Annotated in this window: 11 protein-coding genes; 7 read left to right on the top strand and 4 right to left on the bottom strand. The window is 38.2% G+C overall.

The window, feature by feature from the left end:
• Positions 1 to 6 precede the first annotated feature (6 nt).
• Positions 7 to 774 (top strand): sporulation protein YunB, encoded by a 768-nt coding sequence (yunB, locus tag HNP81_RS07230; protein ID WP_182502104.1) that lies wholly within the window; start codon positions 7 to 9, stop codon positions 772 to 774.
• 108 nt (positions 775 to 882) lie between these two features.
• Here yunB and HNP81_RS07235 read toward each other — a convergent pair whose 3' ends face one another.
• Positions 883 to 2,721, bottom strand: a complete 1,839-nt coding sequence (locus HNP81_RS07235; RefSeq protein ID WP_182502105.1) for an FtsX-like permease family protein — start codon at positions 2,719 to 2,721, stop codon at positions 883 to 885.
• 16 nt (positions 2,722 to 2,737) lie between these two features.
• Positions 2,738 to 3,499, bottom strand: coding sequence for an ABC transporter ATP-binding protein (locus HNP81_RS07240; RefSeq protein ID WP_182502106.1), 762 nt, complete (start codon positions 3,497 to 3,499; stop codon positions 2,738 to 2,740).
• Positions 3,500 to 3,765: 266 nt separating this feature from the next.
• Here HNP81_RS07240 and HNP81_RS07245 point away from each other — a divergent pair, with 266 nt between their 5' ends.
• From HNP81_RS07245 to HNP81_RS07255, 3 genes are read left to right on the top strand one after another with little or no spacing between them, the layout of a single operon-like run.
• Positions 3,766 to 4,365, top strand: coding sequence for a TetR/AcrR family transcriptional regulator (locus HNP81_RS07245; RefSeq protein ID WP_182502107.1), 600 nt, complete (start codon positions 3,766 to 3,768; stop codon positions 4,363 to 4,365).
• Complete coding sequence (locus HNP81_RS07250) at positions 4,355 to 4,705, top strand: DMT family transporter (RefSeq protein ID WP_028392330.1); 351 nt, start codon at positions 4,355 to 4,357, stop codon at positions 4,703 to 4,705. Before HNP81_RS07245 ends, HNP81_RS07250 begins: the two co-directional genes overlap by 11 nt.
• Positions 4,705 to 5,016, top strand: coding sequence for a DMT family transporter (locus tag HNP81_RS07255; RefSeq protein WP_028392329.1), 312 nt, complete (start codon positions 4,705 to 4,707; stop codon positions 5,014 to 5,016). The genes HNP81_RS07250 and HNP81_RS07255 overlap by 1 nt, the downstream gene beginning before the upstream one ends.
• Positions 5,017 to 5,272: 256 nt before the next feature.
• On the opposite strand, the gene HNP81_RS07260 is transcribed toward HNP81_RS07255, so the two are convergent.
• A complete protein-coding gene (locus tag HNP81_RS07260) occupies positions 5,273 to 5,497 on the bottom strand; it encodes a sulfurtransferase TusA family protein (protein WP_028392328.1) in 225 nt (74 codons plus the stop codon).
• A 12-nt stretch (positions 5,498 to 5,509) separates the two neighbouring features.
• Positions 5,510 to 6,580, bottom strand: a complete 1,071-nt coding sequence (locus HNP81_RS07265) for a YeeE/YedE family protein (protein ID WP_182502108.1) — start codon at positions 6,578 to 6,580, stop codon at positions 5,510 to 5,512.
• A 295-nt stretch (positions 6,581 to 6,875) separates the two neighbouring features.
• Here HNP81_RS07265 and HNP81_RS07270 point away from each other — a divergent pair, with 295 nt between their 5' ends.
• The 3 genes from HNP81_RS07270 (at position 6,876) to HNP81_RS07280 (ending at position 8,854) form a co-directional block, all read left to right on the top strand.
• Positions 6,876 to 7,175: a hypothetical protein gene (locus tag HNP81_RS07270; RefSeq protein ID WP_028392326.1), complete on the top strand. Its 300-nt coding sequence runs from the start codon at positions 6,876 to 6,878 to the stop codon at positions 7,173 to 7,175.
• A gap of 613 nt (positions 7,176 to 7,788) precedes the next feature.
• Positions 7,789 to 8,118 (top strand): PadR family transcriptional regulator, encoded by a 330-nt coding sequence (locus HNP81_RS07275; protein WP_028392325.1) that lies wholly within the window; start codon positions 7,789 to 7,791, stop codon positions 8,116 to 8,118.
• 16 nt (positions 8,119 to 8,134) lie between these two features.
• Positions 8,135 to 8,854 carry a pentapeptide repeat-containing protein gene (locus HNP81_RS07280; protein WP_182502109.1) on the top strand — a complete coding sequence of 240 codons (720 nt, stop codon included), beginning with the start codon at positions 8,135 to 8,137 and terminating at the stop codon, positions 8,852 to 8,854.
• Positions 8,855 to 9,367: the final 513 nt, after the last annotated feature.

The following is a 9,367-nucleotide window of genomic DNA, read 5'->3' on the forward strand; positions in this document are numbered from 1 at the left end:
GTTTTTATGGCTAAGTACAGAAGATTCAAGTTCGCACGTGGACCTCTGCCTACAAGGCATGTAATCTTGATTACATTTCTTCTTTTCATTGTGACAACGATTTTTAGTGGTTGGATGATTGATAAAAAAATTGAGCCTCATTTAATAGAAATAGCGGAAGCGAAAACCAGGGAATTTGCTGTTGAAGCCATAAATGATGCGATTAAGCAAAAGATCAGTCAAAATGTTGATATTAGAAAGCTAATCGTCACTCATCAAGCAGGAGATCAAATAGGGTATAGCTTTGACCCTAATATTTATAATAATGTTGCTTCCGAAACAACATTACGAGTTCAAGAATATTTAGAAGCGATAAGAGAAGGAGAGCTTGAAACTCTACAAACATTTAAAAATGATGAGTTTATCGACTATGCAAGTTCGGAGAAAGAAAAAGGTGTCATCTATAAAATTCCTTTAGGTATGGCTACAGACGCCGTTTTGCTTGCAAATCAAGGACCTAAGGTGCCTGTTCGTTTTGAAATAATCGGGGATGTTACATCAGAAGTGGAAACAACTACGAAGGAAACGGGAATTAATAATACGATTCTTGAAATATTTGTGAATATTAAGGTTAATCTGCATGTGATTATTCCTTCTGTTGAAAAAGAAATTACTGTAGAAAATCGCGTCAAAATTGGCGATTTGATTTTACCAGGAAAAGTTCCACAGTATTATAATGGCGGCGGTAAGCAAGGCGATGTTAATCCAATTGTAGTTCCGGAGAAAAAGGAATAATCAGATTGTTAACCATCCCTAATAGCAAAGGGGGAGACCTCGTACTTCTCTATCTTGAATAGCCGATTTAGGAGTACGAGGTCAGCCATCTTTTTGACAATGTTTCACTTATTCTTTCGGTAGGACAATTTGTTTGTACAATTTTACGGTAATTACATAATACAGGCAGTAAATGATTAAGAAAATGATAATTGGAACCCAAATTCGGTAGTAAGGATTTAAGATAATGAAAGAGAACATATTCATACCAATCAACACATGAGCAAGGCCAACCATTGCAGGAAATAAGAAGATGATGAATAATTCTTTATAAATAGATGTTGAAAGCGCAGATCGTCTGACGCCAATTTTCCTTAGCATTTGGTAGCGTGATGTATCTTTAGAAGCACCTGATAATATTTTGAACATGAGGCAGCTTGCCATCATCGCGAGAAATGCAATGCCTAAAAAGAAGCCCATGAACATCGTACCACTTGTAAAACTACTATACATGTTATAAAAGGAATATTTGCTTGTTAAGTCATCTGCTGTTAGAATAGGGTCTTTTTCTAACGCAAGCTTGTCAATTCCCTGCCATTCATGTAAATAGTCCGTGAACTTGTCGCTTTTTCCAATATACATAAGCTTCTCTTGTCCCTGTATTTCATGATACGTTTCTGAATCTAGGACAATCATTTGCTTGAATACCCGGTAATTGGTCCGAAGATTCCATAGGGCTCTGTCCCATTCATCGGATAGCTGTTGGCCCACTTCAGGATTCTTCACTTCACTTAATGAGATTTTACCTTCTGGAAGGTCTTCTGTTACCCGTTTGAATTTGGGTTTTCTCCCATCTGAAACTAATAGAAGTGGACGCTGATTTTCCAAGTCATCTCTCAGATAATACGTATAGTCAGGATCTTCTTTGAATCGGTACTGATTCTCTTCAGTAAAATGAATGTTTTTTAAGAGCGCTTTTTCTTCTGCATTAGGATTTTTGATGATTACATCGTATGCACCCATCATTTCTGCCATTTGTGAGGCGCTATTTTTGAAAGCAAGACCGGCAGATATCGCTCCTGCTCCTAGGGCTATAAGCATGGCTACAGTTGCTAATATCTTCGTCAAACCTTGAATTCTAAAGTTCAACTGAGCAAAAGTAAAGGATGTGACACCTTTTGATGTCCAGCGCTTGTTGGCTTGCATTCGATTGACTATTACTGGAAGGTAACCTATGAACAATAAATAGGTTCCGAGTGTCGTGAATGTTGGTGCTGCGAACAAGCCAATCTCACGAAGTTTCTCCATGAAAATTAAGGAAACATAGCCTAGGCTTAAGGAAATTAGACCAAGTAAAATCAACCAACTATTTTTCTTTTTTTGAATCGGCATGTCGTCAGGATGAACGTCTGAATAGATCAGCTGCAACACTTGAACTCTCGATAACTTGATATGATTGATTAAAGCAGTACATAAAAATACGACGATAAAAAAGATGAAAGTTGCCAATACGGCTGGTAGATAAAAGGATTGATATCCTTCTAATGTGATATTAAGCTGTCCGGCAAGTAGATAACCAACAATGAAAGCTAGTCCGATTCCAACGGTAATTCCAATGACTAAAGAAGCGCACCCAATTACCATTGTTTCAACAAACATAATTTTCTTGATGCTCTTTTTCTTAGCCCCAAGCATCATATACATCCCAAATTGCTTTTGTCGTAAAGAGAGTAAGAAGGAGTTCGTGTAGAGCATATACAGAATGGTTACGACAGAAAGCAGTACAGAGCCAACAATAAATACGAGCTGAATGTTTCGAATCATTGCATTAGACTTAATAAACTCTGTATTCCAAGAGAGTGTTTGGAACATATAAAAAACGGAAATTGTCATGACGAGCCCGGATAATAAGACAAAATAATCCTTCAGTTTGCCCTTCATTCCAGCTAGTGATAATTTTAGTAACATCCATGTGTCTCCTTTCTTAAGCGTTCTTCGTTCCGAGCTGTGCAAGAACATCTAGAATTTCTTTGTAAAATAATTCACGAGTGGCTGAGCGGTGGATTTCCTTATGGAGTTTGCCATCCTGGATAAATATAATTCGCTGACAATAACTTGCGCTATACGCATCATGGGTTACCATCATAATGGAAACATTCTGCCTATCATTTAAGTCTTTCATTGTTTCTAGCAAGCTTGTTGCATTTTTTGAATCGAGTGCACCTGTTGGTTCGTCTCCAAGAATGACTGTTGGTTCGTGAACGAGTGCTCGGGCAGCGGCAGAACGTTGTTTTTGTCCACCTGAAATTTCTGCAGGATATTTTTGCAGTAGTTCTTCAATCCCTAAACGTTTCGCGACCGTTACAACTTTTGCATCTATATTTTTAGCGGGTGTTCCTTGTAAATAAAGAGGTAGTGCAATGTTTTCGGCAATTGTCATATTCTCGAGTAAGTTGAAATCCTGAAAAATGAAGCCTAATTTTTGTGAGCGAAAATCTGAAAGTTCATCTTGCCCCATATCGGTAATATCGACATTGTCAATTTTAATTTCGCCAGACGTTACTTGATCAAGTGTTGAAATCACATTCAATAACGTCGTTTTCCCCGATCCGGAAGGCCCCATAATCCCAACAAATTCTCCTTCTTGCATAGAAAAAGTAACATCGTTTAGTGCCTTAAACTGGTTGCCACCTTTTTTCCCATAAACCTTTTGAACGTTACGTACTTCTACTACTGGTGAACCCATTTATATGTCCTCCTATGTATTTAGAATGTATGTATTAAGTGATACATACACCTTGTATATGTGTACTATACATGTAGTACACAGATTGGTCAATTATTGTTTTTTCCTTTTTGTAAAATATATGTTAAGCAGCAAATTGCATCGACGCATAGCCCGATACATACAGAACCAAAACCACCTGTTACTTATTTAATGACAAAAATTAATTGACAGAAAAAAAAAACCTGTTATAATAAATCCCTAACGACCGTTAGGGAGGTTGAGTTATGAGTGCTGAGTTAATTCGTAATGTAGCTCTGATTCAGTTTGCAAGAGATGGATATGAAGGGGCGTCACTTAGTAAAATAGCGGAGGAAGTTGGCATTAAAAAACCGAGCATATATGCGCATTATAAAGGCAAGGATGAATTGTTTTTTGCTGTCGTGAACTATGCTATGGAAACGGAAAAAAGAAGATTCATCGAGTACTTTCAGTCGCAAGAGAGTAAGCCGATTAAGGAAGTTTTAAGAGGATTTTTTGATTGGATTGAAACAGAAAGTATGGAACATGATCATGCGCGATTTCTGTTGCGAATTTCTTTTTTTCCGCCTTCAAAGCTACAACAAGATGTTGCGGATCTCGTGAATCCATTCCTTTTGCAAATGCAACGGATCTTGGCAAGATGGCTCAGAAACAGACAGGCAAATCTCTACACGTCAAACGTGATGGATTCTGCACTTGCTTATATTACATTGGTTGATGGAACCGTTCTCGAACTGATTTACAGTGGATCTATGCATTACCAGAATCGTATTCGTGCTGCATGGCCGATTTTTTGGCGTGGGTTTCATATACCAGAGGAAGGAGTGAAAAAAAATGAATATTAATTGGATTTATGTACTACTAGCAGGAATTCTTGAAATTTTTTGGGTATCAGGGTTAAAATATTCCAACAATATACTCGAGTGGGTTTTAACAGGAGCGACAATCGTTGTTAGCTTCATTGTGCTAGTAAAAGCAACAAAACATTTGCCTGTCGGAACCGTGTATGCTGTTTTTACCGGTATCGGTACAGCTGGAACTGTGATTGTAGAAATGTCCGTATTTGGAGAACCATTTAAATTAGTAAAAATTATCCTCATCGGAACCCTCCTTTGCGGGGTAATCGGATTGAAGATGTTAACGAGTGATGAAGAAGATACGAAGGTAGAAGGAGGGAAAGCATAATGCATTGGGCAGCGGTGATTTTGGCAGGCAGTCTTGAGATTTTCGGTGTGATTAATATGAAGCGATTGGCGATGAAGAAATGGGATGCGGCACTTTATCTAATGCTTTCGTTTGGTGCAAGCTTTATGCTGTTATCCTATGCAATGACTGAACTACCTATGGGAACAGCTTATGCAGTCTGGACAGGCATTGGTACAGTGGGAGCTGCTTTAGTTGGGATGTTGCTATACGGGGAAGCAAAAGAGTGGAAGCGACTAGCATGTATAGCGTTGATTCTAAGCTCGGCTGTTGGTTTGAAGCTGATTTCTTGAAGAATCTATTAATATGGCAAGCTTTTATCTGAAATAATACCCCAATGATTGAAGTTTCACTTTATTTGCTTCTTCTTTAGGCTCAATCTGCTGATTAGAATAAGTGATCAATTAGGTTTCAATGAAGGAATGGGTGTCGCAAATGCAAAGTGTCAGACCCCGCAACAACTAAATATAGGATAAGTGTATCGAACACTACAAACCTGATTTAGAGTGCAAGGTCAGCCTTATGAGACACCCCAATTTCCTTATCTTTTTACTTTTTTTGTACTGTAATGGTCCAAGTAGCTTCACCAATTTGTTCAAAATTTGTGACTGTATGACCTGCTTCTGCGGCCCAACGTGGCAGGCTTTCAGTCGCCTGCGTACAATCAAATTGAATGACTAATTCATCTCCTGAACTAATTTCTTCGATGATTTCTTTTGCCTCTACTAACGGGAAAGGACAAACTTGCCCTAGCACATCTAATGTTTTTTGCATGATTTATTCCTCCTAAGCATTCAAAATGGTTTGATTAGTCGTAACCAATTTCTTTTTCATATTAGGTCGAACGAAAACAAAATAGGATGCTGTCCATGTTCCTAAAATCATAAATAGTAATGCAATCCAACCTTGCCAAGTCATCATGGCTGTCATGACTAATCCATTACCTATCGAGCATCCACCAGCTAGAGAAGCACCAAAGCCCATTGTAATTCCACCAATAAAGCTCGTGATACCTGTTTTCGCATCGGGCATTCTGAAGCGAAATTCTCGGCTCGCCTTTGCTGCAATAAAAGAACCAAGGAAAATTCCAATTACGAGGTAAACACCCCAATTTAATATCGATTGATCACCGCTCACTAAAAATTGCAGAATATTAGCTGATGGTGTGGTAATGCCAAGACCAGCCATTCTACCTGTTGCTTCGCTAAGCGGCCAAGCAAGAATCGCAATCATACCTACTAACAATGCAGTAAAAAATGGATGCCAACGTTTCTCAAATAATAAATGAGCAAGTCCTGTACGCTTAGGCTTCATAGTTGGAATTATTACTTTTGGCTTTCTTCGTTCATTTATCAAAATGACAATGACAATAGTCACAAAGATCGCAATAAAAATCCAAACAGGTAGACCAGTAGTTTCAGCGATTGAATTATTCGAAAACTGAACGGACTGAATAGAATTATTTACAGGTAGCAAAGGACCTGATTTCATAATTGCGCTCATGAGCATATAGCCAATTAGAGCGATCCAACTGCCAAGTAGGCCTTCTCCGGCACGATACCATGTTCCCGTTGCACAACCGCCAGCAAACACAATCCCAATTCCGAAAATAAATGAACCAACAATTACAGCAATCCATGGAAAGGTACCTGCAGAAAATTCAATCACACCTAACTGTATTAATGTGTATACCCCGACACTTTGTACAGCAATTGCAATCAATAAGGCATAGAACATGCGATTATCTTTGGCAATATACATATCCCTGAATCCCCCTGTAAGACAGAACCGGCCTCTTTGCATAACAAAGCCGAGTAAGGCCCCACAAATTAACCCTGTAAAGAGCATTTGTAGCATTTATTTTCTCTCCTCTCTAATACATAGTAATTTAATAGGAATAGTTTATTTTATATTATGTTATTTACATATTATAGTCAATCACTACTTTTGTTCTGTTACTAATTATGAAACCTTCTTTTTTAAAGTGATGAAGGAATATGTTTACATAGGTTTTGGTGTCTACTGGTATACTTGCCGCGCTCTGGTGTCATCCATATCATCTAGGTGAATAGCCTTAAAGACAGAAGTAGTATTGCTAATTTTAACAATATTTAGTAATATTTTTACAGTAAGCTCGTATAGGAGGAACATAATGCGAATCGTATTAGAGCTCATCCGGATCATGGCGATATTTCTTTTTCTAGGATCAATACTTGGCCAATTAATTAAATTTACTTTTGTATCAATTGGTTTACATACGGATCAATATGATTGGCTTTGCGTGATTGCCATTTACATGTCTCTATTTGTGTTATACCGAGATAAGCTACAATTCTCTGGTTGGTACAAAGGGAAGGACAGAGAAAAGCTGCCAAATCACATTTCGCAGCTGATACTAGCTACAGCGATTTTGTTAATTGTTTTAACACCTGTGTTCAGTTTATTAAGGTAATAAAGTGAAACTTCCATCAGTGGGTATTTTTCTTCTATTGATGGTTAGTTCCGTTCTACTGTCGCTAAATCTTCGGTAAAGCGACACTACGAACCCCAGTAAACGAACTCAGACTAAGTACGCCGCGTTCTGCCCCACATCCTGTGGGCCTCAACTAAACCTCTGCTCACGCATCGGTAAGTTTCACTGTATCTCACCAATCAGGGATTTACAGGCTGTTTATCCCCACCTATTCTTCATTGATTCTCTATACAAAAATTGAGGTGGGGGTATTACAGTCTGTTAAACCGGGATAGAATATTGGGTATTTCGGAAGGGTCTGACCTCGCACTCTAAAACAGTATGTGGTGTTTATACACGCATCTTATTCTGTATTTAGTTGTAGCGGGATCTGACCCTTCTTACGATTTCTTTGGTTTTCCTTGATCTGCTGATGAAGATGAGGGAGAGCTCGTAAGAAAAATTATGAACAATGGGAATTAAGCTAACAGTTCTTGAAAAGAGCGAAGATATGAAAGAATGATGATTAATAAATCATTATAACCTTAACTATATATATTACCTTGACTGTCATAGTAACTCGGTGTATATTATACTTAAGGGGGGTGAGCCTTTGGGAGATATTAAACTATCTTCTGATTTGCTTCGTGGCCATTCAGATACGATGATATTAAAGCTACTTTTAAGTGGTGATAAATACGGCTATCAGATTAGTAAAATGATCTACGCGAATTCAGGTGAACAATATGAATTAAAAGAAGCCACCATGTATTCAAGTTTAAAGAGGATGGAGAAAGAGGGAAGTATAACGTCCTACTGGGGCGATGAAAATCAAGGTGGAAGAAGGAAGTATTACAAAATTACAGCAATTGGTGAAAACACATATGAACAGAATAAAAAAAATTGGGAGCAGGCTAAACGGATTTTAGATGATCTGCTTTGAAAGGATGATTAAGAGAATGCAGGAAAAACTAAACCAGTACGTCCATGATATCTTTGCCCCTTATCAAGAAGTGAAAACGGCGCAAGAGTTAGAAGAAGAGTTATTGAATAATTTACAAGAGAAATTTAATGATTATAAAAAGAGTGGATATAGTGATGAAGAAGCTTATCAAATGACGATAAACTCGATTGGGGAAGTATCAGAATTAATAGAATCGATTAACCTTCAGCAAACTGAGCTTCAGAAGGCGATACAAATGGACTTTTCACGATCAAGTTTAGTACATTCCGATTTTCGTTCAGTTTCCGTTCACGACGGCAAATTTAACAGTAGTGATTTAAAAGGGTCTGATTTTACCGATTCCGATTTAACAAATAGTACGTTTAAGTCAAGTAACTTAGCCGATACGATTTTTGTGAATGTAAACCTAACAGAGACGCTTTTTAAAGCAGCTAATTTAAAAGGAGCGACGTTCAAAAACTGCGTCTATGATAAAACATTTTTCAAAACAAGTAATTTAGCAGGTCTGAATTTTGAAGGGGAGACATTTGAAGGTACCGTGTTTGAAGGATGTACTTTAAAAAAAGCATCTTTTAAACATGCTACATTGAAAAATGTCCAGTTCCGCTTATCTGAATTAAAGAAAGCGGATTTCAGCGGAGCTACAATGGATAAACTGACGTATAATTTTTTGAAGGCAGGAAAAGCGGATCTTAGTAACGTAACGGTACTTTGAGAAACTGAAACCTGTTAAAATGATGCGTAGCTAGCAAAGTGTTAGTACCGGCCCGCAAAATAAGAAATCGGCATGAAAAGTGTTAGGTCCGGCCCACAAAATAAGAAAGCGCATGAAAAGTGTTAGTACCGGCCCGCAAAATAAGAAATCGGCATGTGAAGTGTTAGGTCCGGCCCGCAAAATAAGAAATCGATATGTAAAGTGTTAGGTTCGGCCCGCAAAATAAGAAATCGGCATGAAAAGTGTTAGGTTCGGCCCGCAAAATAAGAAATCGGCATGAAAAGTGTTAGGTCCGGCCCGCAAAATAAGAAATCGGCATGAAAAGTGTTAGTACCGGCCCGCAAAATAAGAATCGGCATGAAAAGTGTTAGGTCCGGCCCGCAAAATAAGAAATCGGTATGTAAAGTGTTAGGTCCGGCCCGCAAAATAAGAAATCGGCATGAAAAGTGTTAGGTCCGGCCCGCAAAATAAGAAATCGGCATGAAAAGTGTTAGTACCGGCCCGCAAAATAAG

The sequence above is a fragment of the Peribacillus huizhouensis genome (assembly GCF_014138605.1).
In the GTDB taxonomy this organism is placed as follows: domain Bacteria; phylum Bacillota; class Bacilli; order Bacillales; family DSM-1321; genus Peribacillus; species Peribacillus huizhouensis.

What these genes read in the sequence shown, in the direction of transcription:
- yunB (WP_182502104.1), top strand. Translation starts at nt 7, where the DNA reads ATGGCTAAGTACAGAAGATTCAAGTTCGCACGTGGACCTCTGCCTACA.
- HNP81_RS07235 (WP_182502105.1), bottom strand. Translation starts at nt 2,721, where the DNA reads ATGTTACTAAAATTATCACTAGCTGGAATGAAGGGCAAACTGAAGGAT.
- HNP81_RS07240 (WP_182502106.1), bottom strand. Translation starts at nt 3,499, where the DNA reads ATGGGTTCACCAGTAGTAGAAGTACGTAACGTTCAAAAGGTTTATGGG.
- HNP81_RS07245 (WP_182502107.1), top strand. Translation starts at nt 3,766, where the DNA reads ATGAGTGCTGAGTTAATTCGTAATGTAGCTCTGATTCAGTTTGCAAGA.
- HNP81_RS07250 (WP_028392330.1), top strand. Translation starts at nt 4,355, where the DNA reads ATGAATATTAATTGGATTTATGTACTACTAGCAGGAATTCTTGAAATT.
- HNP81_RS07255 (WP_028392329.1), top strand. Translation starts at nt 4,705, where the DNA reads ATGCATTGGGCAGCGGTGATTTTGGCAGGCAGTCTTGAGATTTTCGGT.
- HNP81_RS07260 (WP_028392328.1), bottom strand. Translation starts at nt 5,497, where the DNA reads ATGCAAAAAACATTAGATGTGCTAGGGCAAGTTTGTCCTTTCCCGTTA.
- HNP81_RS07265 (WP_182502108.1), bottom strand. Translation starts at nt 6,580, where the DNA reads ATGCTACAAATGCTCTTTACAGGGTTAATTTGTGGGGCCTTACTCGGC.
- HNP81_RS07270 (WP_028392326.1), top strand. Translation starts at nt 6,876, where the DNA reads ATGCGAATCGTATTAGAGCTCATCCGGATCATGGCGATATTTCTTTTT.
- HNP81_RS07280 (WP_182502109.1), top strand. Translation starts at nt 8,135, where the DNA reads ATGCAGGAAAAACTAAACCAGTACGTCCATGATATCTTTGCCCCTTAT.